This is a genomic window from Primorskyibacter sp. S187A (genome assembly GCF_049800955.1).
Classification (GTDB): domain Bacteria; phylum Pseudomonadota; class Alphaproteobacteria; order Rhodobacterales; family Rhodobacteraceae; genus JAKVBH01.
This window is the reverse complement of sequence record NZ_JBNAGA010000001.1, coordinates 1,977,044-2,000,174: the sequence shown is the minus strand read 5'-3', so window position 1 is coordinate 2,000,174 and position 23,131 is coordinate 1,977,044. Positions and strand designations below refer to the sequence as shown.

At 60.8% G+C, this 23,131-nt stretch carries 27 protein-coding genes; 19 read left to right on the top strand and 8 right to left on the bottom strand.

What is annotated here, in order from left to right:
• Nucleotides 1–53: 53 nt before the first annotated feature.
• Nucleotides 54–752: a sirohydrochlorin chelatase gene (locus ACP15S_RS09980; protein WP_425039422.1), complete on the bottom strand. Its 699-nt coding sequence runs from the start codon at nt 750–752 to the stop codon at nt 54–56.
• Between the two features lie 122 nt (nt 753–874).
• Here ACP15S_RS09980 and ACP15S_RS09975 point away from each other — a divergent pair, with 122 nt between their 5' ends.
• The 5 genes from ACP15S_RS09975 to ACP15S_RS09955 all read left to right on the top strand — a co-directional run bounded on the left by ACP15S_RS09975 (nt 875) and on the right by ACP15S_RS09955 (nt 6,916).
• The gene (locus ACP15S_RS09975; RefSeq protein ID WP_425039421.1) at nt 875–2,383 is read left to right on the top strand and encodes a citrate lyase subunit alpha; all 1,509 of its coding nucleotides are present in this window, start codon (nt 875–877) and stop codon (nt 2,381–2,383) included.
• Nucleotides 2,384–2,504: 121 nt separating this feature from the next.
• Entirely contained in the window at nt 2,505–3,902 is a 1,398-nt protein-coding gene (locus ACP15S_RS09970) for an MATE family efflux transporter (protein WP_425039420.1), read from the top strand.
• Between the two features lie 128 nt (nt 3,903–4,030).
• Complete coding sequence (gene dusA, locus ACP15S_RS09965) at nt 4,031–5,023, top strand: tRNA dihydrouridine(20/20a) synthase DusA (RefSeq protein WP_425039419.1); 993 nt, start codon at nt 4,031–4,033, stop codon at nt 5,021–5,023.
• Between the two features lie 17 nt (nt 5,024–5,040).
• Nucleotides 5,041–5,814, top strand: a complete 774-nt coding sequence (locus ACP15S_RS09960) for a hypothetical protein (RefSeq protein WP_425039418.1) — start codon at nt 5,041–5,043, stop codon at nt 5,812–5,814.
• Between the two features lie 130 nt (nt 5,815–5,944).
• Complete coding sequence (locus ACP15S_RS09955) at nt 5,945–6,916, top strand: calcium-binding protein (protein WP_425039417.1); 972 nt, start codon at nt 5,945–5,947, stop codon at nt 6,914–6,916.
• A 45-nt stretch (nt 6,917–6,961) separates the two neighbouring features.
• Here the strand turns inward: ACP15S_RS09955 and ACP15S_RS09950 are convergent, their stop codons facing one another.
• Nucleotides 6,962–7,192, bottom strand: a complete 231-nt coding sequence (locus ACP15S_RS09950; RefSeq protein ID WP_425039416.1) for a DUF1289 domain-containing protein — start codon at nt 7,190–7,192, stop codon at nt 6,962–6,964.
• 12 nt (nt 7,193–7,204) lie between these two features.
• Nucleotides 7,205–7,678 (bottom strand): Holliday junction resolvase RuvX, encoded by a 474-nt coding sequence (gene ruvX / locus ACP15S_RS09945; protein WP_425039415.1) that lies wholly within the window; start codon nt 7,676–7,678, stop codon nt 7,205–7,207.
• A 181-nt stretch (nt 7,679–7,859) separates the two neighbouring features.
• On the opposite strand from ruvX, the gene ACP15S_RS09940 reads away from it, so the two are divergent.
• From ACP15S_RS09940 to ACP15S_RS09915, 6 genes are all read left to right on the top strand, one after another.
• Nucleotides 7,860–9,104, top strand: a complete 1,245-nt coding sequence (locus tag ACP15S_RS09940; protein ID WP_425039414.1) for a sarcosine oxidase subunit beta family protein — start codon at nt 7,860–7,862, stop codon at nt 9,102–9,104.
• A gap of 142 nt (nt 9,105–9,246) precedes the next feature.
• Nucleotides 9,247–9,432: a hypothetical protein gene (locus ACP15S_RS09935; RefSeq protein WP_425039413.1), complete on the top strand. Its 186-nt coding sequence runs from the start codon at nt 9,247–9,249 to the stop codon at nt 9,430–9,432.
• 84 nt (nt 9,433–9,516) lie between these two features.
• Nucleotides 9,517–9,846, top strand: coding sequence for a sarcosine oxidase subunit delta (locus ACP15S_RS09930; RefSeq protein WP_425039412.1), 330 nt, complete (start codon nt 9,517–9,519; stop codon nt 9,844–9,846).
• A gap of 63 nt (nt 9,847–9,909) precedes the next feature.
• On the top strand, nt 9,910–12,888 hold the full coding sequence (locus ACP15S_RS09925; RefSeq protein ID WP_425039411.1) for a sarcosine oxidase subunit alpha family protein: 2,979 nt from the start codon (nt 9,910–9,912) through the stop codon (nt 12,886–12,888).
• Complete coding sequence (locus tag ACP15S_RS09920; protein WP_425039410.1) at nt 12,881–13,447, top strand: sarcosine oxidase subunit gamma; 567 nt, start codon at nt 12,881–12,883, stop codon at nt 13,445–13,447. The genes ACP15S_RS09925 and ACP15S_RS09920 overlap by 8 nt, the downstream gene beginning before the upstream one ends.
• 3 nt (nt 13,448–13,450) lie before the next feature.
• The gene (locus tag ACP15S_RS09915; RefSeq protein WP_425039409.1) at nt 13,451–13,879 is read left to right on the top strand and encodes an META domain-containing protein; all 429 of its coding nucleotides are present in this window, start codon (nt 13,451–13,453) and stop codon (nt 13,877–13,879) included.
• Here the strand turns inward: ACP15S_RS09915 and recO are convergent.
• Genes recO through era form a run of 3 tightly spaced genes read right to left on the bottom strand, consistent with a single transcriptional unit; the run spans nt 13,830 to nt 15,857 of the window.
• Nucleotides 13,830–14,588 carry a DNA repair protein RecO gene (recO, locus tag ACP15S_RS09910; RefSeq protein ID WP_425039408.1) on the bottom strand — a complete coding sequence of 253 codons (759 nt, stop codon included), beginning with the start codon at nt 14,586–14,588 and terminating at the stop codon, nt 13,830–13,832. The two genes, ACP15S_RS09915 and recO, sit on opposite strands and share 50 nt — an antisense overlap.
• Nucleotides 14,588–14,914 (bottom strand): DUF1491 family protein, encoded by a 327-nt coding sequence (locus ACP15S_RS09905; RefSeq protein ID WP_425039407.1) that lies wholly within the window; start codon nt 14,912–14,914, stop codon nt 14,588–14,590. The genes recO and ACP15S_RS09905 overlap by 1 nt, the downstream gene beginning before the upstream one ends.
• A complete protein-coding gene (era, locus tag ACP15S_RS09900) occupies nt 14,901–15,857 on the bottom strand; it encodes a GTPase Era (protein WP_425039406.1) in 957 nt (318 codons plus the stop codon). The genes ACP15S_RS09905 and era overlap by 14 nt, the downstream gene beginning before the upstream one ends.
• 178 nt (nt 15,858–16,035) lie before the next feature.
• On the opposite strand from era, the gene ACP15S_RS09895 reads away from it, so the two are divergent.
• From ACP15S_RS09895 to ACP15S_RS09875, 5 genes are all read left to right on the top strand, one after another.
• Complete coding sequence (locus ACP15S_RS09895; protein ID WP_425039405.1) at nt 16,036–16,635, top strand: superoxide dismutase; 600 nt, start codon at nt 16,036–16,038, stop codon at nt 16,633–16,635.
• A 358-nt stretch (nt 16,636–16,993) separates the two neighbouring features.
• On the top strand, nt 16,994–18,208 hold the full coding sequence (locus tag ACP15S_RS09890) for a TsoY family (seleno)protein (RefSeq protein WP_425039404.1): 1,215 nt from the start codon (nt 16,994–16,996) through the stop codon (nt 18,206–18,208).
• A gap of 50 nt (nt 18,209–18,258) precedes the next feature.
• Nucleotides 18,259–18,834 (top strand): cytochrome ubiquinol oxidase subunit I, encoded by a 576-nt coding sequence (locus tag ACP15S_RS09885; protein ID WP_425039403.1) that lies wholly within the window; start codon nt 18,259–18,261, stop codon nt 18,832–18,834.
• Between the two features lie 64 nt (nt 18,835–18,898).
• Nucleotides 18,899–19,141: a DUF2798 domain-containing protein gene (locus ACP15S_RS09880; RefSeq protein WP_425039402.1), complete on the top strand. Its 243-nt coding sequence runs from the start codon at nt 18,899–18,901 to the stop codon at nt 19,139–19,141.
• 74 nt (nt 19,142–19,215) lie between these two features.
• Complete coding sequence (locus ACP15S_RS09875) at nt 19,216–19,656, top strand: hypothetical protein (RefSeq protein ID WP_425039401.1); 441 nt, start codon at nt 19,216–19,218, stop codon at nt 19,654–19,656.
• Nucleotides 19,657–19,777: 121 nt separating this feature from the next.
• Here the strand turns inward: ACP15S_RS09875 and ACP15S_RS09870 are convergent, their stop codons facing one another.
• Nucleotides 19,778–19,960 carry a CTP synthetase gene (locus tag ACP15S_RS09870; RefSeq protein WP_425039400.1) on the bottom strand — a complete coding sequence of 61 codons (183 nt, stop codon included), beginning with the start codon at nt 19,958–19,960 and terminating at the stop codon, nt 19,778–19,780.
• A 113-nt stretch (nt 19,961–20,073) separates the two neighbouring features.
• Nucleotides 20,074–20,976: a hydrogen peroxide-inducible genes activator gene (locus tag ACP15S_RS09865; protein ID WP_425039399.1), complete on the bottom strand. Its 903-nt coding sequence runs from the start codon at nt 20,974–20,976 to the stop codon at nt 20,074–20,076.
• A 102-nt stretch (nt 20,977–21,078) separates the two neighbouring features.
• Between ACP15S_RS09865 and ACP15S_RS09860 the strand changes: the two genes are divergently transcribed.
• The 3 genes from ACP15S_RS09860 (at nt 21,079) to ACP15S_RS09850 (ending at nt 23,114) form a co-directional block, all read left to right on the top strand.
• On the top strand, nt 21,079–21,741 hold the full coding sequence (locus ACP15S_RS09860; protein WP_425039398.1) for a peroxiredoxin: 663 nt from the start codon (nt 21,079–21,081) through the stop codon (nt 21,739–21,741).
• A gap of 76 nt (nt 21,742–21,817) precedes the next feature.
• Nucleotides 21,818–22,492 carry a Crp/Fnr family transcriptional regulator gene (locus ACP15S_RS09855; RefSeq protein ID WP_425039397.1) on the top strand — a complete coding sequence of 225 codons (675 nt, stop codon included), beginning with the start codon at nt 21,818–21,820 and terminating at the stop codon, nt 22,490–22,492.
• A 73-nt stretch (nt 22,493–22,565) separates the two neighbouring features.
• Nucleotides 22,566–23,114, top strand: coding sequence for a flavodoxin domain-containing protein (locus ACP15S_RS09850; RefSeq protein WP_425039396.1), 549 nt, complete (start codon nt 22,566–22,568; stop codon nt 23,112–23,114).
• Nucleotides 23,115–23,131: the final 17 nt, after the last annotated feature.

Sequence of the window (23,131 nt, the reverse complement as noted above, 5' to 3'; positions counted from 1 at the left end):
CCCCGTCACGCGGGGCAGGGAAAGACGATTCGAAGCGCCAAGGGCGCGTTTGATCAGCTGCGCGTGAGGGCGCGTTCGATGGAATGCGCGATAAAGCGCGGCATCTCCCGATGGGTGCCTATGGGCTCTAGCATGTGCCCGATAAACCCGGCAGCTCTGGCGGCCTCCGGCAGGTCTTCGAGAACATGGCCGCGTTTGGTGGCGAAGAACGGAAGGCAAATGTCATCCGGACCAAGACCGCTCAGAACCTCTTCTAGGCTGGGTGGTTGCTCCACAAAGCCCGTTCGGACCTCCGCGAACGGCAGCATATGCTGAACAGACGCGGCAAAGGCCCGGGTGACCCATGCAGGGCGGGGGCTGCGCCCGGAGCCGTGACCTGCCACAACGAGCGTCCGCTCCGCGGCGGGCGGGCCAGTGTCTGCGGTTAGTTTCGCAAGCCATCCCGCCACAAATTCGGGCAAGCCCGGATCGCCGCCGAAGGGTGGCAGAATATGCAGGGGCGCGGTGCCCAGCCGTTTGGGCAATTGCACCTGCGTGAACCAGCCATCGGCCATGAAAAGCGGGTAGAGCGGCGCGCCCTCGGGCAGCGTGGCGACCATGGCCTCCAACGCATCGGGGGCCGCCAGTGAAACGCCCTGAACGTCCAGCAGATCGCTTGCGGCGCTCACAGAAGCGGCAAAGGCTTCAATCTCGCGCTGGCCCACCTCGGGCGCGGACGGTTGTCCATGGCTGACGATAAGAGCTTTTCGCACGCGGCACCTCGGGTTAGCTGCGCGAGAGCTTAGCGGTCTGTGCGCTTGCGTCCAGTGGCTGTGGCGCTTACCCCGAGGGGAACGCAAGCCATGATGGGTGAATGGCAGAGAGGAGGGCTGTCATGGCCAGTGCAAACAATCCACATAGCTGGCCCCAAACAAGCCCGCTTGGGGCTTTGGGACCTCATGTGCCCGGCGCGGCCCTGCCTGCCAAAGTGTCGCCCAGAGCTGCCAATGATGTGACCGACAAGCGCCTCGACAGGCTTGAGGACGTGTTTGAGCGCTTTCAGCTCAAAAATGGCGATGTGCTCTCTTTCCATCATCATTACCGCAACGGTGATAGCGTGATGAATTCCGTGATCGCTCTGGCGCAGCGCCGGGGGTTGCGGGGCTTGACGCTGGCACCCAGCTCGATCTTTCCCGTCCATGCTCCGTTGGTCTCAGCGCTGGAAGACGGCACGATTGCCCATATAGCGACGGATTACATGCGCGGCCCCGTGGCAGATGCGGTGCAGGCGGGCAAGTTGCCGGGCGTGGCCATTTTGCAGTCCCACGGTGGACGGGCGCGCGCTTTGGCGTCTGGCGCACTCCGCGTTGATGCGGCTTTTATTGCGGCGCCTGTTGCGCGCGCATGCGGGGATGCGACAGGTCGGGCGGAGCCTGCAGCCTGTGGCCCCTTGGGCTATGCTGCGGTCGATGCGCTCTATGCGCGCCAAAGCGTTGTTGTTGCGGGCAAGCTGCAAGACGCGCGGCTGGCGTGCTGTGATATCGAGGGTCGCTTTATCGATGCCGTTGTCGAGGTGGAAACGGCTGGCGATCCATCCGGTCTTGCCACGGCGACAACGGCCCCGTCCCGGACCGCGCAGGCCCGCGCCATTGCCGCGCTGACGGCAGATGTTGTTGCGGCGTCCGGGCTGCTGCAGGAGGGTCTGTGCCTGCAAAGTGGTGCAGGAGGATTTTCGCTGGCCTGTGTGCCCGAGATTGGCCGCGCCATGGTTGCGCAGGGCGTGACAGGTGGGTTTCTGTCCGGGGGCATCACCGGCGCGCATGTGGCGTTGCTCAGGGCCGGGCTCTTCCGGGAGATCCATGACGTGCAGTGCTTTGACCGGGCGGCTGTGGCCTCTGCCATTGAGACCCCGTCCCATCACATGATGTCTGCCGCGCGGTATGCGAGCCCATTGGAGAACAACATCGTGTCGCAACTGGATGTCATGCTGCTGGGGGCGGTCGAGGTGGATTGCGGGTTTAACGTCAATGTCGCGCTTGGCGCGCAGGGCAGGATATTGGGGGGCCCGGGGGGGCACCCTGATGCAGCCGCGGGCGCGTCTCTCAGCATTGTCACAACCGATCTCAGCGCGGGCGGGCATGCCAAGATCGTGAAAGAGGTCCAGACCATCACAACGCCGGGCGCAGATGTCGATGCGATCGTGACGCCAGAGGCCGTGGCCATTAACCCGGCGCGCCCAGAGCTGGCGCGGGCCTGTGCCAGGGACGGGTTGCCCGTCATCAAGGTGGAAGATCTTGCCGCCCGTGCCGCACAGGCAGGGGCGGTACCGACGGCCTCTGCGCGGCCGGAGCGCCCCAAGGTCTTCATTGAACATCGCGAGGGCGGTGTTCTCGATGTCTTTTGACGCGCTGCACAAAGCCTGTGCGGATCTGCGTCGCGATTAGACGTGCAATGCCACTGGAAGCGCTCTAGGTCAGAGCCTAAGGCGCTCCATCATGGGGCGCGGCGCATCCAGGGGGCCGGACATGGCAGCTACACCAGACGTTGATCTGACCAAAGGCCCAATCTCTGGCCATTTCCGTACTCTGGCGATCCCGGCGGCCATTGGGATGCTCTTCAGCACGCTCTATAACGTCGTTGATATGTTTTTTGCGGGCCTGCTTTCTACATCCGCGCAAGCGGGGCTCGCTCTTGGCACGCAGGCGTTTTATCTTGCCATGGCGGTGGGCATTGGCCTCGGCGCTGCCATGGGCGCGCTTGTGGGCAACCGGATTGGAGCGGGCGACAAGCCTGCGGCCCGCGATCTTGCTGCGCAAGGTCTGAGCTTCGGCGCAATTGGCGCGGCGCTTCTTGCGGTCGCGGGGCAGTTTTATGGCCCGGCCCTGATCCAACTTGTCTCCGAGCCCGGCGCCTATCGTGACGCGGGCCTGCGCTATTTCGATATCCTGACCTTCGCCTTGCCCGGCTTCCTTTTGGCCTTTGCCTGCAACGGTATCTTGCAGGCCCATGGCGACAGCAAATCCTATCAGCGCGCGCTTGTGGTCGCGTTTTTTGCCAATGTCGTGCTCAATCCGTTTTTCATGTTTGGCATTCCGGGCGTCTGGGGCGGCATCGGCTTTGACGGGTTGGCGGTGTCCACCGTGCTCTGTCAGAGCGGCGTGATGATCTACATGATCCTGCAGGTATTGGGGCGCAATTCGATGGCGGACCTTGCGGCCGGGCATTTCCGGCCAAGCCTCTCGAAATTCACAGAGATTTTCTGGCAGGTTTTGCCAACGGGTGTCTCATTCCTTGTCATGTTGCTCGCAGGGTTCGTCATGCAATTTGCCCTCAAGACCTTTGGCGAACACGCCATTGCGGGCTACGGCGTGGCTATCCGGCTGGAGCAAATCCTGCTCTTGCCAATCCTGGGCATGACGGGCGCGCTTTTGCCCATTGCCTCGCAAAATTTCGGGGCAGGACATCATGATCGGGTGCGCGAGGCGCTCTTTTTCTGCTGGAAGACCGGGGTCATCATGTGCGTGATCGCGTTCCCCATCCTGTGGATTTTCGGGGGACGTGTTTTGTCCCTGTTCAATGCCGATCCGGAAGTGGTCCGCGTCGGGCTGGCCTATCTGCGCGTGGAATCGGTCATCCTGCCCGTCTACATGATGCTGTTTGCGATCAACTCCTTCCTGCAGGCGCTCAAACGCCCGGTTTGGACAGTCTGGATCAGCTTGTATCGACAAGGCTTCGGCATCGCGTTTTTTGTCTGGGTTTTCGTGGGCCTGCTGGGATTTGACGAAACGGGTGTCTGGTTCGGCACGGCGGCGGCGGTGATTACGGGCGGCATGATCGGCTTTGTCATCGTGCGCCATCTCGCGATCCGAGAGCTGGGCGGGTTTTGGCCCGGCGGGCGCGCGACGGCGCCGTCCGCAACCTGAGGGAAGACGAGCATCCTCCCGGCGATGCAATTGCCTCAGGCTCTCTTTTCCAGTAGTCAGGCGCGCGCAGGGAATGTCCTCGCTTCTGCACATCCACAGCCTCCGCCCCAACGATAGAGTTCAGCGCAATGCAGCTCACTCAACACGCCAGATTATCCGTCGCACCCATGATGGATTGGACCGACAGGCATTGTCGCTACATGCATCGGCTGATCTCGCGGCAGGCCTTGCTCTATACCGAGATGGTCACGGCGCCGGCGCTGGTGCGCGGGGGGGCGGTGCATCTTCTGCAGTATAATGCCGAAGAGCATCCGGTGGCGCTTCAACTGGGCGGCTCTGATCCGCGAGAGCTCGCGCTGGCCGCACGATTGGGCGCGCAGGCGGGATATGACGAGATCAACCTGAATGTAGGATGCCCGTCGGATCGTGTGCAATCGGGCACGTTTGGCGCGGTTTTGATGCGCGAGCCGGCGCTTGTTGCGCGCTGTTGTCGGGCGATGCGCGAGGCGAGCGATGTTCCTGTGACGGTGAAGTGCCGGATCGGTGTGGATGATCAGATGCCGGAGGAGGTTTTGCCGGAATTTCTGGCGCAGGTCATCGCGGCCGGTGTGGAACGCGTCACGATCCACGCCCGCAAGGCCTGGCTCAAAGGGCTGAGTCCCAAGGAAAACAGGGATATTCCGCCGCTTGACTACGAGCTTGTCTCGCGCATGAAGATGCTCTTTCCGCATTTGCACATCTCGATCAATGGCGGCATCACGACGTTGGAGCAGGCAGAGGCGTTTCTCGATGCGGGGTTGGATGGCGTCATGATTGGGCGCGCGGCTTATCACACGCCATGGGATGTTCTAGGCGCGGCAGACGCGCGGATATTTGGGGAGCAACGCGTGTCTTCGCCGGAAGAGGTCGTACGTGAAATGCTGCCTTATATCGAGGCGCGGATGAGCGAGGGAGTGCGTCTGCATGCGATCACGCGGCATATGCTGGGCCTTTTTGCGGGCCGCCCCGGGGCGCGCGCCTGGCGCAGGACGCTCTCGGAAGGGGCCTCAACGCCCGGTGCGGGCCCGGATCTGGTGGAGGCCGCGCTCAACGCCCTGCCGCCATCGCGCTCTGTAGCCTGACGGGCAGGCGGCGCACGGTGACGGAGTTTGACGCAAAGGGCTATGCCCGGTTCCCGGCAGAACCTGCGACCCGAGCTTGGGCTGACGCGGCCTTGAGCGCGGTCAAACCCTGCCTCACGCATCCCGATCATGCCGCACAATGGGTCTGTGGGCAGACGTGGTTTGTTGGTGTGGATGTCCTGCCCAATGATGCGAAAGGCACGGTCTCAGGTGTCCCGCTCACGGGTAAGGCGCTCGACGCGGCGCAGGCTTTGATGGGGCCTCAGGACTTGCACGCCGCGCAGGTTTCCGTCACGCGGGCAGGCTATCCCAAGCCGCGCGTGGGCGAGAGCGAGGCGGCCTATGGTTTCCGGATGCGCCGGGACGCCGCACATGTGGACGGTCTCCTGCCCATAGGGGAGGCGCGCCGCCGCAAATTGCGCGAACCGCATGCCTGGATCCTTGGCATTGCCCTGAACGCGGCAGATCACGACGCGAGCCCGCTTGTCGTCTGGGATGGCAGCCATATCCCCTTGGGGCGTGCTTTGAGCGCGGCCTTGCGCGATGTGCCGGCCACGCAGTGGGCCGACTTTGATCTGACCGAGATCTACACCCGGACACGCCGCGACGTCTTCGAGACATGCCCTCGCAAGACCCTTCCGCTGAAAACAGGCGAGGCGGTTTTGCTGCACCGACATCTCTTGCACGGTGTGGCCCCCTGGGGGGAAAATGCGCAGTCCGATGCGCTTGGCCGCGCGATCGCTTACTTCCGACCGCAACTCCTGAGCAATTGGGAATCTTGGCAAATCTGATGCGTAGGCGGCGACAGCCACCGCGACGGCAGCCTATTGTTGCCAGCTACTAATCCTATCATGGGGTTGGACTCGACAAGAGGTATTAACAAAGAGTTAAAATGCGGCGTTACCAGTTCGGAGGCGTCCTATGGAAATGCTGCTCTTGTTGTTATTGCCTGCTCTCTTTGTCGGAGGCGACGCTCTGGGCGGCGGTGAGGATGACGGCGGGTCGAGCTCTGGCGCATCCGAAGGCTCCGATGCGGCCACTGGATTTGCAACCGATGGCGATGACGCCTTGACGCTCTCGGAGGCGGGAAATCTGCTGGATGCGTTGGATGGGGCCGATACGGTAACGGGTTCGTCCGGGGAGGATACGATCCTTGGCGCGGACGGGGATGACGAAATACACGGCTCAGGCGGCGATGATACGCTCGATGGCGAAAATGGCGCCGACATTGTCCATGGCGGTGCGGGTGATGACCTGATCTACGGTGGCGACGGGATCGACCGGCTCTACGGCGAGGCAGGCAACGATGGCCTCAGCGGCGGCCGCTTTGCTGATCTGCTGGATGGCGGCGACGGTGCTGACTCCCTGTTTGCAGGGGCTGGCGATGACACGCTGCAAGGCGGCGCGGGTGATGACATCCTGTATGGCGGCAAAGGGTCTGACCAGATCGAAGGCGGCGCGGGCGATGATACGCTGGGCGCCTATTACGATGGCAACGACAATTCGTTCTTCGCCAATGCCGACCGCGCGGACCCCGACACGATCGACGGCGGCGCAGGCGATGATGCGATATTGCTGGGCACCGGCGATGTGGCGACAGGCGGGGCGGGGTCGGATGATTTCGCGACGGGCTACTGGGTTGGCGCGCAGGTGCCTGAGGTTACGGATTTTGAGGCGGATGAGGATATCCAGATCATCCTGCCTGCATACGAGCTTGGCGCCTGGACGGCTGCGCTTGAGGAAGCCGAGGACGGTTCCGGCGATGTCACTGTTCAGATTTCGCAGCCCGGCGACACAGCAGATGAGGCGCGCGATGTGATGGTGATCCGCGGCGGGGCCGGGATTGTCAGCCTGGAGAATATCTCTTTCGTCTCGGGCGATTTTGCGATCTGAGCTCTCTGGTTTCGGATCAATAGACCTGAACGCCCGCGTCTTGCCTTATCGCTTGAGCCGCGCGGCGCGCCCGCCCCGGCGCTTTTGCAGGAGGCCTTTGCGTTCCGGCAGGCTGGCCATGACCTCGCGGCGCGCCTCAGGAGACATCTTCGACCATTGCGTGATCTCGTCAATCGAACGCAGGCAACCGGTACATATCCGCGCCTGCGGATGCACGACGCAGATTTTCACGCAAGGGCTCTCGATCTCATCGCGACGCCACAGATCGTCTTTCATGCTCATCCCTCGTTATCCGGCGCTCAAATGGCGCAGGCGGTCCAATACGCCCTGCAGTATATAGCTCGCCGCCACATGGTCGATGACCTCTGCGCGACGTTTTCGTGTCGTATCCGCCTCCAGAAGCGCGCGTTCGGCCGCGACTGTGCTGAGCCGTTCGTCCCAAAACCCGATAGGCCCATCCCAACGCGCGGCAAAATTGCGCGCGAAAGCCCGGGTCGATTGGCAGCGGGGGCCTTCTGAGCCGTCCATGTTGCGCGGCAACCCCAGGACCAGCCCCTGGATATCCCGCGCCCGGATGACCTCTTCGATCCGTGTGGCATCCACGCCGAATTTCTTGCGCCTGACCGTTTCCAGAGGCGTCGCCACGCCGCGCATCCCGTCAGATACGGCAAGGCCAATGGTCTTTTCGCCAAGATCCAGACCGATGAGCGCACCATGCACAGGCAGGCTTCCGGCAAAATCGGTCATGTCTTCGTAAATCATGGCACAGCCCTACAACTCGCGGCGCAATGGCAAAAGCGAAAACTGTTCAACATCCCTATGAAAACGGGCCGCGTCGGAAACATGCATCAAGGGGACGGATTCGAGAGTCGGGCGCGGGCGAAATTGGCCATAACACGGAAGTTGAAGACCGATGTGATCTGTTGAGCGGAGCCCCTGCCTGATGAAACGCTATTCTGCCTTTGCTGTTGCACGAGAAGCGCTGAGCTACCACCAGGGGTGGGAGCGCGCCTGGGCCTCACCTGAGCCCAAGAAGACCTACGATGTTATCATCGTCGGGGCTGGTGGCCACGGGTTGGCAACCGCCTATTATCTTGGCAAGAACTTCGGCATCACCAATGTGGCCGTGATCGAAAAGGGCTGGCTCGGCGGTGGCAATACAGGCCGGAATACAACGATCATCCGCTCCAACTACCTGCAAGACCCCTCCGCCGCGATCTACGAGAAAGCGCGCAGCCTCTACGAGACGCTGAGCCAGGATTTCAACTACAACATCATGTTCAGCCCGCGCGGCGTGATCATGCTGGCGCAGACCCATCACGAAGTTCGCGGCTACCAGCGCACTGCCCACGCCAACGCGCTGCAAGGCGTGGAGACGCGGTTCATCGGGCCGCAAGAGGTCAAGAAGCTCGTGCCGATCATCGAGCTCAAAGGCCCGCGTTACCCCGTCATGGGCGGGTTGTGGCAGGCGCGTGGCGGCACGGCGCGGCATGATGCGGTGGCCTGGGGGTATGCACGGGCCTGTTCGGCCATGGGGATGGATATCATCCAGAAATGCGAAGTGACGGGCGTGACGCGAGAGGGCGGCGCCGTAACGGGCGTTGAGACGTCCAAAGGCCATATCGGTTGCAAGAAACTGGGCATGGTCGTCGCTGGTCACGCCAGCGTGGTCTCCGAGATGGCAGGCTTCCGGCTCCCGATTGAGAGCGTCGCGCTCCAAGCTCTTGTGTCTGAGCCGATCAAGCCCTGCATGGATGTGGTTGTCATGGCCAATACGGTGCACGGCTACATGAGCCAGTCTGACAAAGGTGAGATGGTCATCGGCGGCGGCACCGATGGGTACAACAACTACACTCAGCGCGGCTCGTTCCATCACATCGAGGAAACTGTGCGCGCGCTTTGTGAGACCTTCCCGATGATTTCGCGCCTCAAGATGCTGCGCCAATGGGGCGGTATCGTTGATGTGACGGGGGATCGCTCGCCCATCATCTCCAAAACTCCGGTGGAGGGTGTCTTCATCAACTGCGGTTGGGGCACCGGCGGGTTCAAGGCCATCCCGGGCTCCGGATGGGCCATGGCGGAGCTGATGGCCAAGGGGCACTCGCCGCTGGCCGATGCCTTCGGGCTCGAACGGTTCCGCGAGGGGCGCTTCATCGACGAATCGGTCGCTGCGGGGGTGGCCCATTGATGCGCGTGGTTTGGGCAGAGTTTGGCCGGGCAAGACCCGCCCAAGTCGCAAGATCCCGCGCCATGGCGCCGGGGAATACCGCTTATGTTGCCCCTGCCAGCCTCCCGTTTGACCATGTGAACTCCACAATGGAGGAAAACTCATGGCAGACTTTTCGACCCCTTCCAGCAGCGGCAGCCGTTGGCTCATCTACGCCGGCATCGCGGTGGCAGCAATTGCCTTGCTTGCCCTCTTCGCAGGCGGCACGGCAACCCAAGTTGACCCCGCAGCGCCGGACGCTGGCGCGGCACCGGCGCCCGCTGAGGCCCCGGCCGTCGCAACCGACTGACACGACCCAAAACGACAACCCGCGGGAGGGGCGGGCGCTGACGGCGCGCGCCCCTCTTTGCTGCGCCAAGAGCGGAGTAAGCCCATGCTGACCCTCGAATGCCCCTGTTGCGGCCTGCAGGCCGATGAGACCGAACTGCACGCAGGCGGTGAAGCCCATATCAAGCGCGCATCCACAGGCGATACGGACGAAGCCTTCGAGGAATACCTCTTCATGCGCGAAAACCCCAAGGGTGTGCATTTCGAACGCTGGCGCCATGCCAATGGCTGCGGCAAGTGGTTCCACGCGGCCCGCTGCACCCAAACCCTTGAGGTCTTCGGCACCTATTCTGCGCAAACCCTCGAGCCGCCAAAAGAGATCAAAGCCGCGATAAGCGCAAAGCGGCCCGGCTGGTCATGGAGGACCTTCTCCTGATGCTTCTTCTGGCCAAAAATACGCATATCCCAACGCCCACCACAGGCACGAAAGTCTGATACGATGAGCACACGTCTTCCAAACGGCGGTCGTTTGATCGACCGAAATACAACGCAGCGCTTCCAGTTCAACGATCGTTGGATGAAGGGCTTCAAGGGTGACACCCTGGCGTCGGCACTGTTGGCCAACGGGCAGACCCTTGTGGGGCGCTCTTTCAAATACCACAGGCCGCGTGGGATCGTGGCGTCGGGGTCCGAAGAGCCTAATGCGCTGGTGGGCCTGGGCAAGGGCAATCGGTTTGAGCCCAATCAACGGGCCACGACCACAGAGCTGTTCGACGGGCTTTATGCGGCGTCGCAAAACCATTGGCCGTCGCTGCAATTTGACGTGGGCCAGATCAACATGGCGGTCGCGCGGTTCCTGCCCGCCGGGTTCTACTACAAGATGTTCATCCATCCGCGGCCCTTCTGGAAACACGTCTACGAGCCATTCATTCGCAAATCCGCAGGTCTGGGAAAGGCGCCTGATACCGAGACCCGCGATCCCGACACCTATGAGCATTTCAACATCCACACCGATTGTCTTGTCATCGGCGGGGGCATCGCAGGCTTGCTTGCGGCCCGGGCCGAGGCGGCCAAAGGCCACGACGTGATGGTGATCGAGCAAACCGCCCATTGGGGTGGACGCACGCCCGTTGATGGGGGTGAAGTGGATGGATTGCCCGCAGATGAGGCCGTCACCGCCCTCGTGGATGAACTTGCCGCCATGCCCAATGTCCGCATGCGCATGCGCACGATGGGGGCAGGCGTTTATGATCATGGCTACGTTCTGGCCTATGAGCGGCTCACCGATCATCTGGATCAATCCGCCAAGAACAGCGCTGGCCCGCGTCATCGCCTCTGGCGGATCCGCGCAGGCGAAATCATAACGGCTACCGGTGCGATCGAACGGCCTTTGTCTTTTGCGGGCAATGACTTGCCGGGCGTCATGCTTGCCTCCGCCGTGCGGGATTATGTGGTGAATTACGCCGTCAGCCCCGGTGCGCGGACAGTTGTTGTCACCAACAACGACGATGCCTACAGAACCGCCATCGCGTTGCACGAAGCGGGGCAGGTTGTCCCCGTGATCGTCGATGCGCGTCGCGAAGCCAACGGGGATCTGCCCGCGCAGGCGCGCGCGCTTGGACTGCGGGTCGAGACCGGTAAGGGCATTGCCAAGGTGAAGGGGCTCACGGAGGTCATCGCCGTGCGCCTCTGCGATCAATCGGGCGATGGGTCTGATGCGGAAGAGGATATCCATTGTGATGTGGTTGCGATGTCCGGGGGCTGGTCGCCTGTGGTGCATCTGTGGTCCCATTGCGGTGGCAAGCTGTCCTGGGATGAAGGAAACGCCTGTTTCCGTCCCGATCCTGCAAACCCGCCGACAGATGCTTCAGGCGGTGGTTTCGTTCGCGCGGTCGGCGCGGCCAATGGGGAGATGACGCTTGCGGCGTGTATGGCGGACGCGGGTGGCGCGGCCCATGCGCCGAGCGAAGCGCCCATGCAGCCGGTCTGGCTCATGCCGCAGCAAGCCAAGATGAAGCTGCGCATGAAATCGTGGCTCGATTATCAGAATGACGTCAAAGTCTCCGATGTCCAATTGGCCGCGCGCGAAGGCTTCGAATCCGTTGAACACGCCAAGCGCTACACCACTTTGGGGATGGCGACAGATCAGGGAAAACTGAGCAACATCAATGGTCTGGCCATCCTTTCTGATGCGTTAAATCAACCTATTCCGCAAACCGGCACAACGACATTCCGTCCGCCGTACACTCCCATTTCCATGGGCGCGATCGCGGGTGAGGCTAAAGGCACGCTGTTTCAGCCGATCCGCAAGACGCCCATCCATGATTGGTCGGATGCCAATGGCGCGGATTGGGAGCCGGTGGGCCATTGGCGCCGTCCCTACGCCTATGTGCGCAAGGGCGAAACGGTGGAGCAGGCCGTACACCGGGAAGTGCGCAATACGCGATCGCACCTTGGTTTGCTGGATGCCTCGACGCTGGGCAAGATCATCGTGAAAGGGCCGGATGCGGGCCGCTTCCTCGATATGCTCTACACCAACATGATGAGTAACCTGAAGCCGGGGCGCTGCCGCTATGGGCTCATGTGTTCGGAGAATGGCTTTCTGAGCGACGATGGCGTGGTTGCGCGTATCGATGAGGACACCTGGCTCTGCCACACGACTTCGGGCGGCGCGGACCGTATCCATGCCCATATGGAGGAGTGGCTCCAGACCGAATGGTGGGACTGGAAAGTCTGGGTCGTGAACGTGACCGAGCAATATGGCCAGATCGCCGTGGTCGGGCCCAATGCGCGCAAAGTGCTGGAAAAGCTGGGTGGCATAGACGTGTCGAAAGACGCGCTGACCTTCATGGGCTGGGCCGATGGCACGCTGGCGGGCATTCCCGTGCGCGCCTATCGTATCTCGTTCTCCGGCGAATTGTCTTATGAGATTGCGGTGCCTGCTGGCCGGACGCTCGAGCTTTGGGAGAAGCTGATGGAGGCCGGTGCGGAGTATGGCGCCATGCCATACGGGACGGAATGCCTGCACATCATGCGCGCCGAGAAGGGCTTCATCATGATTGGCGACGAGACCGACGGGACTGTTATTCCGCAGGATCTCGGGCTGCAGTGGGCATTGTCCAAGAAAAAGGAAGATTACATGGGCAAACGGGCCCATGCACGGATCGATATGGCCCGTGACGATCGCTGGCAGCTTGTGGGGCTTGAGACGACCGACAAGTCTGTTTTGCCGGACGGCGCTTACGCCGTGGGGTCGGGCAATAATGAGAACGGCCAACGCAATATGATTGGCCGGGTGACGTCGACCTATTTCTCGCCGACGCTCGAGCGTGGCATTGCCATGGGGCTTGTGGAGCACGGTCCGCAGCGCATGGGCGAGGTGATCACATTCATGCGCGATGACGGCACCACGGAAGTCAAAGCGAAGATTGTCGATCCGGTCTTCTTCGACAAGGACGGGGAGAAGCAGAATGTCTGATGCTGTATCCGCGCTGCAAGGCGCGCAATTTGACGGGTTGGTTTCGCTGCGCGATTTGGGCCCGCAAGGCATGATTTCGCTGCGCGCCGACCTTGCGGACGCATCCGTCAAGAAAGCCGTGAAAGCGGCAATAGGCGTCGATGTGCCAGCACGCCGCCAGGCCTCGCTGACAGATGCGGGCGGGGCGCTTTGGATGTCGCCGGATGAGGCCATGCTGCTATGCGCCTATGGTGATGTGCCCGATGTGCTGGCAAAGCTGCAAAAAGCTCTGGGCAGCGCCCACGCCTTGGCGGCAGACGTCTCCGATGCCCGTGTGGTCATCCGCATGGAGGGGCCTGCGGCGCGGGAAGTTCTGGCGAAGGTCTGTCCGGCGGATCTGCGCGCGGAGAAGCTGCCTGTCGGGGAGGTGCGTCGCACGCGTTTCGCGCAGGTTGCAGGGGCGTTCTGGTTCCGCGATGACGAGACGGTGGACGTGGTCTGCTTCCGGTCCGTAGCGGGCTACGTGTTTGATCTGCTGTCGACTGCTGCGGATCCACAGGCCGCTGTCGGGCACTTCTGATCCATGCGGCGCGCGGCGCTGATGCTGGGCCTGACTTTGGCGCTTGGCGCCTGTCGGGCTGATGAGAGCGTGGCGGCCTATGGGGCCGGTGAAACCCTTTGGCAGCTGGTCCGAATTGATGGCGCCCCGTTTGAGGCGCACGCGACGATGCGCTTCGGCGAAAGCGGTGCGGTGTTCGGTCAAGCGCCTTGCAACAGCTTCAGCGCTCGCCAGAGCGCTCCGTATCCGTGGTTCGAGCTGGGACCAATCCGTGCCACCAAGAGGGCATGTCCGGATCTGGAGGCCGAAGCGCGGTTCTTCGCCAGCCTTGGTGAGATGACCTTGTCTGAAGTGTCCGGCACTGTGCTCGTGCTGAGCAATGATGCCGGGCGCAGTATGGAATTCAGGGCTGAGAACGGGACTGAGAACGGGGCGGAGACAGCGGCCGAGTGAGAAGCTCTGCAAATCGAGCGCGCGCCTCAGGTATGGGCCGCGTCCCCAAAGCGCGTGCGACCTTGTGTCCGAAGAAATACCCTGTCGTACCAAGAGCTTGCGCAATCTCCGCGTCTGGCGCCTCGCCCTGACCCAGAAGGCAGGGCGGCAGTGGCAGCAATTTGTCCGCCCAATCTCCCGCGCCTTGCCGCGATACCGCGCGCCCGGATTTGGGCGAGACATAGGTCAGATCCTCTGTCTGGCCCGTTACCGCGCAGGCGCTGAGATCCAGCCCGTAACCCAATGCGTCCAGCAAGGCCAATTCCCAGTTCAGATAGGCCAGTGGCCACAGATCGTCCTGGCCCATCAAATCGAGCAGCTGTTCGGAGCGGCGGTAGAGATCGGGCAGGGGATCGCGCTCGGGCAGGCAAAAGAGCAGCAGGGCACAGACGGCGTTGAGACCCGCCAAGGCGCGCCGGTTGTGCATGGCAACCGCCGTCCTCGCCCGCACAGGCTCCACCGTGAAGCTGCCCAGATGATCCTCCAGCCGCGCCTTCCATATCACATCCAGCTGCGTGCCCGGCTGGAGATGCGGCGCCATCTTCCGGCTCGCCCCCCCGCGCAACACACCCGCATGGCGGCCCCGCGCCGGGGTGAAGACCTCGAGGATCGCCGCCGTTTCGCCGTGGCGGCGTGCCGAGAGCAGGAAGCCTTCGTCACGCCATTCCATCACATCTCATCCAGCAGATGACGGCCCTGGCGATCCTCCACTTCAATGACCCAGAGATCAGGATCGGAGGTTTTCTCGCTGGCAAGGCGCGCGGTAATGTCCTGCTCGGGACCGGAGAGGCAATCCTCCCAACGCGTCTCATCGGCCATGAAATCGTAACGCCGCGCAAAGAGACGGGCGTTTCCGTCGAGCGTGTTGAGAACCACCCAGACGACGCCCGCAGTATCATCGCCATGGGCGGTCACGAAGGCGGGGATGTCCATCAAGCGAAGGCGCGCCAGATAGGCATCCACCCAGAACCGCGAGGTGAGCCTAGGCGTTGCCATCGCGGAAATCGAGCCCCATCTCGGAATAGCGCGCGGCCTCTTCGAGCCATTTCTCGCGCACTTTCACCTGAACGAAGAGGTGGATGCGGCGGCCCAGAAACTCTTCAAGCTCTTCGCGGGACGCCTTGGAAATGGCCTTGATCGTCTCACCCTTGTTGCCCAGCACGATGCCTTTGTGCCCGTCTCGGGCCACGTAGACGATCTGGTCGATCCGGGCGGAGCCATCCTTGCGCTCCTCCCATTGCTCGGTCTCGACCGTCAACTGGTAGGGCAATTCCTGATGCAGGCGGAGGGTCAGCTTCTCACGCGTCATCTCGGCGGCGATCATGCGCATGGGCAGATCGGCGATCTGATCTTCGGGATAGAGCCAAGGGCTTTCCGGCAGCTGGCCTGCGAGCCATGTCTTGAGCGTGGCGCAGCCATGGCCCTTTTCGGCGGAGATCAGGAAGGTTTCCTCAAAAGGAAAACGCTCGTTGAGATCCTTGGTGAGCGCCAGCAGCACCTCGGCCTTGACGCGGTCGATCTTGTTGACGGCCAGTGCGATCTTGCGCCCCTCGCCGATCTCAGTCAGCCGCTCAAGAATGGCTTCCACGCCTTTGGTCACACCGCGATGCGCCTCCACAAGCAGCACCACCACATCGGCATCCGCAGCCCCGCCCCAAGCGGCTGCGACCATGGCACGATCCAGCCTGCGGCGCGGCTGAAAAAGGCCGGGCGTATCGACAAAAACGATCTGGCTCGCACCTTCAAGGGCAACGCCGCGGATACGCGCGCGCGTGGTCTGCACCTTGTGGGTCACGATGGAGACCTTGGCCCCAACCATCCAATTGGTCAGCGTGGACTTGCCCGCATTGGGCTCACCGATCAGGGCCACAAAGCCCGCGCGTGTCGGGCCCTCGCGGCGATCCTGCGTATCATCTGGCATGGGAGCATCTGTGCTCATATCGTGGCGCTCTTTCGCGGTTTTCAGAAAGCCGGGGTGTAGCGGGTTTTGCCTCTGCATGCCAGAGGAACCTCTTGACCCGCGTCTGCGTTACACCTTCAGGGCGCGATGGACCTTGACCTTGCGCGCGCGCAGGCTCAGTTAAGGGCCAGATCAACACCAACGAGGGGGCCCCAGAATGGCTTTTGAACTTCCAGATCTTCCTTACGCACATGATGCTCTCGCCGGGAACGGCATGTCCAAAGAGACCATGGAATACCACCATGACATTCACCACAAAGCCTATGTCGATAACGGCAACAAGCTGATCGCGGGCACCGAGTGGGAAGGCAAGTCCCTCGAAGACATCGTCAAAGGCACCTATGATGCGGGCGCCGTCGCGCAATCGGGCATCTTCAACAATGCCTCCCAGCATTGGAACCACATGCAGTTCTGGGAGATGATGGGCCCGGGCGGCAATGCGATGCCGGGTGAGCTGGAGAAGGCCATTGTCGAGAGCTTTGGGTCGGTCGATGAGATGAAGTCACAATTCGCCGCCGCAGGCGCGGGCCAGTTTGGCTCCGGCTGGTGCTGGCTTGTGAAGGACACCGACGGCGGCCTGAAAGTGACGAAGACAGAGAACGGCGTGAACCCGCTCTGCTTTGGCCAGACGGCGCTTCTGGGCTGCGATGTGTGGGAGCATTCCTACTATATCGATTTCCGCAACAAACGGCCTGCCTATCTCGATAACTTCCTCAATAACCTTGTGAATTGGGAAAACGTCGCCTCGCGCATGTAAGCGCTAGCGTTGAGCCCGAGACACGAAGCGCCCTGCCATTTGGCGGGGCGTTTTTTTTGCTGACCTCCACCAGAAGTGTTTCGGGCACGTCCGTGCTGGGGAATTCTGTAGAGGAAAGCGGCGACATGAACAGACTAAACACTGGAGGAGCCGAGATCATGTGTGCGGTGCTCTTCAGCTAGATGACTCTTGACCTGTCTGAGGGCGAGCTGGCGGAGATTTTCGACACCGTCAATTCCCATTATCGGGGCCCTCACAAGGTCTTTCAGACAGCTTTTCCGTCACGCCTCGGTGATCATGTCACCGTCGATTCGTTGGTGCTCATGGCATGACGTGTCCAGACTACTGGAGCACTGCCATGAATATCTCTCAACCACGTCCCGCTGACACCTGGTCTCCGCTCTACTTCCTCGCGTCACTTGGCGCAGGGGGGCTGACTGTGACCTTCTTCATGTTTCTGATGTTCTGGGTGCCCCATCCGGGACAGCCGGTCCCTGTCTTCGAAGACATTTTGGCGGCATTCACACAGGGCGGCATGGCCTTGCAGACTGCTATCATCGTCGCGGTGACGGGGATCGCAGGATTTGCCTTCCTCAACATCAAACTACTGATCTGGAACCTCAGGCGGCTGGCCGCGTTCAAGAAAACAGCCGCCTATACCAGGCTCATGACCTCCAACGGCCAGACGCAGTTCCTGGCCATGCCTTTGGCGCTGGCGATGACGGTGAACGCTGGCTTCATCCTCGGGCTCGTTTTTGTGCCGGGCCTCTGGAGCGTTGTCGAATACCTCTTTCCGCTGGCGATGGTTGCCTTCGCTTTGATCGGGTATCTTGCGTTCCACCGCATCGGTGGGTTCTTGGGCCGGGTCCTGAGTGACGGCGGTGTGTTTGACGTGACTGCAAACAACTCCTTCGCGCAGCTCCTGCCAGCTTTTGCGCTGTCGATGGCCGCCGTCGGCATGTCCGCGCCTGCGGCCATGAGCAATGTGCCAACGACTGTTGGTATCTCGCTCGTTTTTTCAATCATGCTCGGCACCATCGCCGCGTTTTATGCAGTGGTGGCCGCGATTGTCGCGTTCAACGCGATGCTGCATCACGGCACAGCCAAGGAAAGCGCGCCGACGCTGATGGTTGTCGTGCCGATCCTGACGGTCCTCGGCATCATGACCATTCGGCAGGAGCATGGCCTGCACACAACCTTTGAAGCTCATGGCGGTATGGCGGACAACCTGCTTCTGACCACTACGATCCTTGCCATTCAGGGCGTGTTTCTCGCGCTCGGCCTGTTGGTCCTGAAGCGTCAGAAATATGCGGATGCCTATCTGCGCGGAGAGGGCAATTCGGCGGGGTCCTATGCGCTGGTTTGCCCAGGCGTTGCCCTGAGTGTGATGCTGCATTTCTGGATCAACAAGGGCCTTGTCGGGGCTGGTCTGATCGCCAAGTTCGGCATCGCCTACTGGGCGCTGACCTCGCTTGCGATTGCCGCGCAGGTCTCAATGATCGTCCTCGTACTTCTGCTGAACAAACGACACTTTGGGCGTCCGGCCGATGGCCACGCCGTTCCAGCCGAGTGAATGCCTCTTGTCAGACGCCCGGCTCATCTGAGCCGGGCAATGGAGCCAAAATGAACAGCCATACCAATATGAGCCAAGACGCATCTCTTGCGCGCGCTGTTCTCGATGCAGGCGGTGTGGTGAGGCGTGCGGATGAGGGTCAGCCGGCGTTTCGCTGGCAGGGCCAAGCGGCAGACGACACCATTCCAACGGTCGGGGCGCTGTTCTGGGCGTTCCGGATCATGGTGGGTCTGGTCTTCGCGTTCGTTGGCGTTCCGGCCTATTTCTTTTGCGGGTCGTCGTTCAGAGGACAAACCTACCCGCGATGGGCCCTTTGGGCGGCGGTGATCGCGCTCTCGACGCCGTGGATCGCCGCTGAAACGGAATGGGACATGGCCGAATTCGGTGGTCAACTCAGGGTCTTGGATGATGTTTTGTCCACCGCGCTGTCGGCCAGTCACCTGAGCGTTGCTGATCTGCTTCTTGCGCTTGCGGGCTTCATGGGCCTTTGCACGAGTTCTCTTCGCTGCCGAGATGGGTGTGAGGCTGAAACAAATCCGCAAAGGCCCGGTCCGGGGCGTGGCAGAGACCAACGCGTAGGACGGATGCCGCCGGAACAGATGTTTCGGACGAAAGGTCCATCGTGATCAAAGTGCTCCGATCTTCCCAGCCCGTTCTTCAGAAACAAACGACCTAACGAAAGCTCTCTCCATGCGTCCCTTCATTCCCGCCCGTTTCGAACACATCGCTTTTGGCCTGTTGTTGTCCTGCTTCATGTCGCTGCTGATTTCCGGCGTTGCGACCTTTCTCGCCACCGGCCTCGTTGCGGGCTTTGTGGGCACCTGGCTGTCGTCGTGGCTGTCGTCCTGGGCAATCGCCTTTCCGACCGTGCTTGTGGTGGCACCTTTTGTAAGGCGCGTTTTGCACCGCCTTGTGATCCCAGCGACGGCTTGAGCATGAGCGGTTCAGCCAATCCAAAACGAATATCAATCCCCCGGAATAATCCGGCCAACCCAAGGAGATACTCCATGAGAAAACTGATCCTTTCTGCCGCTATCACTGCCTTTGCAGCAGGGACGGCCTACGCGTCTTCCGAGGCTGAGGAAAAGCTTGTGACAGTTGTGACTTCTGCCGATGCGCAAACGCAGCTGATGGCGATGGTCCTGACGATGCAGGCCGCGCAACAGGGCGCTCAGACGCATATCATGCTCTGCGGTCCTGCCGGTGATCTTGCTTTGAAAGACGCACCCGCAAGCGCCACCGCCGGTCAGCCGCCCCGAGACATGAGCCCGCAAGGCCTGATGCAGATGATCCGCACCAACACCGGCGCGACGGTTGAGGTTTGTGCCATCTATCTGCCGGGTAAAGGCGCGGATCAATCGGTGCTTTTGGATGGGATCGGCGTGGCCAACCCCGCTGATATGGCGCGCCGCTTGATGGACGATGACACCCGCATTCTCAATTATTGAAAACAGTATTGAAAACACGAGAAAAAGCCGCGCCGGTTTGAACTGGCGCGGCACTTCGATGGTGTTTTCAGAGGTGTGACGGAATGCGCCAGATACGACGCCCGGCACAGGCGCTTGATGTCTACATCGCGATGATCTGTTTGGTCACCACATAGGTGGCCGGAACAGCGGCCACAAAGCCGATCCCCGCTGCAACCATCAACGGCCACAATGTGTCATGGCCCATAACAAGAGCGGCAACGATTGCACTCCCGGCGAGAGTTGTTGAGATCAATGAAAAGAGCATTCCTGCAAGTCTCAGCATGTCAAATCCTCCACGGCAACTGCTTGGGGAAAGATAGCAAGGAAAATCGCGTAGTGCTTTGATTTCAATCAAAACAATGCGAAAATCACCTCGCATTGAATGCTCGGTCTGACCTATGCGGCCAACTGGGTTCTTGCTTGCGCGAGACAGGCGCCGATTGTTTTGAAAACATCGACATTTGGTGTGCTTTTTCGCCAGGCCAGAGCGACCTGCCGCGGGATGGCACCCGCGACATCGCCGAGATGCAATCGGTGCCCTTTGGAGATGCCACCGTCTACTGCCAGCTTTGGCAAGAGCGTGATCCCAAGGTCTTCTTCGACCATGGCAACAAGAGTTGAGAGGCTTGTGGCTGAAAAACTCTCATCCGCGTCGAGGGTGATGCCGGAGAAGCTGGACAGCGCATGTCTTTGCAGACAGTGACCTTTTTCCAGAAGCAGAAGGTGGCGATCCTTCAAATCATCGGCGCCGATCGTGTCCCGGTTGCCCAAAGGATGATCAACGGGGGTAGCGAGGTAATACCCGTCCGAGAAAAGGACTTGCCTCTCGATCTGCGCTGGCAACGGGTGGGGGAGGGCGAGTAACAGGAGGTCCAGGCGACCGTCCATCAACCCATCGACCAGCTGGTCTGTGAGCTCCTCGCGCAGAAAGAATTTCGTCTCAGGCAAGCGCTGGCGCAAAAGCGGCATGGCCTTGGGCATCAGGTAGGGACCAACTGTGGGGATTGTGCCAAACCGAATGCTTGAGGTGCCAGCCGCGTTTTCCCGCTTTGCCCGGTCTTCGAAGTCCTGGACTTCGGACAGAATACCGCGCGCGCGTTCTGCCAGCTCTTTGCCGACAGGCGTCATCATGACGCTGTGCTTTGTCCGCTCCGCAACCTGAACGCCAAGGCGTTCTTCCAGCTCCTTCAAGCCGGTGGACAAGGTCGACTGCGTGACGTTGCAAAGCTCTGAGGCGCGCGAGAAATTCAGCGTGTCGTCCAGAGCGACAAGAAAGCGGAGTTGGCGCAGGGTCGTCATGGGTAATCGCTTTATTGAATGACCGTCTGTGATACAATCAATTTCCCAAATAATCCGGGATCTCCTATTTTTGTCTCAAAGCCCCAAAAAAGGAAGATGACCATGAACGCACATACACCGGTCTCAAATGAAGCCCGCGTGGGCTTGCCTCGTCTGAACGAAACAGCGCCCGCCTTTGACGCGCTGACAACGGACGGTCGCAAAACCAATGAAGACTACAAGGGCAAGTGGCTGATCCTGTTTTCCCATCCCGCGGATTTCACCCCTGTCTGCACGACGGAATTTGTGGCCTTTGCCAATCGCGCCGAGGACTTTGCCGCGTTGAACACCGAAATGCTGGGTCTCTCGATCGACAGCCACTATGCACACATCGCCTGGATGCGCTCGATCAAGGATAATTTCGGAGTAGACATCCCGTTCCCGATTATCGCCGACCTTGACATGAAGGTGGCGCAGGCGTTCGGCATAATCCAGCCTGGCGCCTCTGACACGCAAGCCGTGCGCGCAACCTTCATCATCGATCCGGACGGTATCTTGCGGGCGATGGTCTATTATCCGATGACCAATGGACGCTCAGTTGACGAATTCGTTCGTCTGGTGAAGGCTTTGCAAACATCGGACGAGAACAAGGTTGCAACGCCGGAGAACTGGCAACCTGGCGACGATGTAATCGTACCGCCGCCCGCAACCGCCGCCGCCGCCGAGGCGCGCATGTCGGAAGGGTTTGAGACCAAGGACTGGTACTACTCGACCAAGTCCCTCTGAATGCCTACTAGAGTTTGGCGTCGTCAGAAGCAGCGACGCCGAGCATTTTAAAGTAAGCTCTATCCGGGACCAAACGATGGAACATACATGGATCGACAAATTCAAGGGTCTTGGCCGCCTCCCGGCGGAGATCAGGGATGAACTGGTCTCGGGAAGCGAAATCGTTCGGGTCCCGCCCGGAACGCAGATCTTTGCACCGGGGCAGACCGCGGACAACCTTTGGTTGTTGCTCGATGGCACGGTGAAGGTTCAGCAAAAGTCAGAGACGGGTCGGGAAATATTCCTCTATCGTGTGCACGCGGGCGAAAGCTGCGTTTTGACGACGGCCTGTATGCTGGCTTTTGAGGATTATGCTGCCGAGGGGACGTCTGAGACTGAAGTCGAGGCGGTTGCGATCCCAAGAAAGACATTTGACGATCTCGTGGCGAAATCGCCCGTGTTTCGGGAGTTTGTCTTCACCGCCTATTCGCGCCGGATCACCGATCTGTTCACCTTGATTGATGACATCGTATTCCAGCGCATGGACGTGCGCTTGGCCTCCCGTCTGCTGGAACTGGCTGACGAAAAGGGTGTGGTCCACGCGACCCATGCCGTTCTGGGAACGGAATTGGGGACAGCACGCGAGGTCATTTCGCGCACATTGTCCGAGTTTCACCGGCGTGGCTGGATCGAGCAATCCCGTGGAGAGGTCAGGCTCATTGAGCCGGATGGTTTAGCGCATCTCATCAAGTCGTCTGGTGGCCAGCATTGATTGATGTCAACGCGGCGCGCACATATGCCGATTAAACTGCCTTCAACGATTGGAAGACTGTTGAAGGGCTCACATGATCGTTCTCGTCGGTTACGTCTCAAAAAGTGGCCAAACGCGAGCTATCGCACGGCAAGTCATGCACGATCTAACCGCGGCGGGGGCCTCCGTCGAGCTGCTGCCTCTTGATGACGCAGATGGCAACGACGTCCGTCGCTATGATGCTGTTGTGCTTGCCGCCGCGGTCTATGCAAACAAATACCCCAAGTCGCTGAGCGAATTTGTGCACCAAAACGCGGCACCGCTGAACGCGAGGCCGACCTTGTTTCTGTCGGTGTCATTGACGGCTGCTGGTCACGACTCAGCAGACTGGGCCGGACTGCGCAGCATTGAGACAAACCTGACCAAGGCGACAGGCTGGAAACCAACAAGAGTTATCCAGGTTGCGGGCGCTTACATGCCCAGTAGCTATGATGTGTTCACGCGGTTTATCATGCGGCGTATCCTTGCAGAAAGGGACGCAGGGCAAAATCCGGACCATGATCACATCTATACTGACTGGCAGGACTTAAAGAACGAAGTCACAGTTTGGTGGCAGGAGACTGTGCAGCCGACCTTATCCTAGCCAAGTCTGGGGTCATG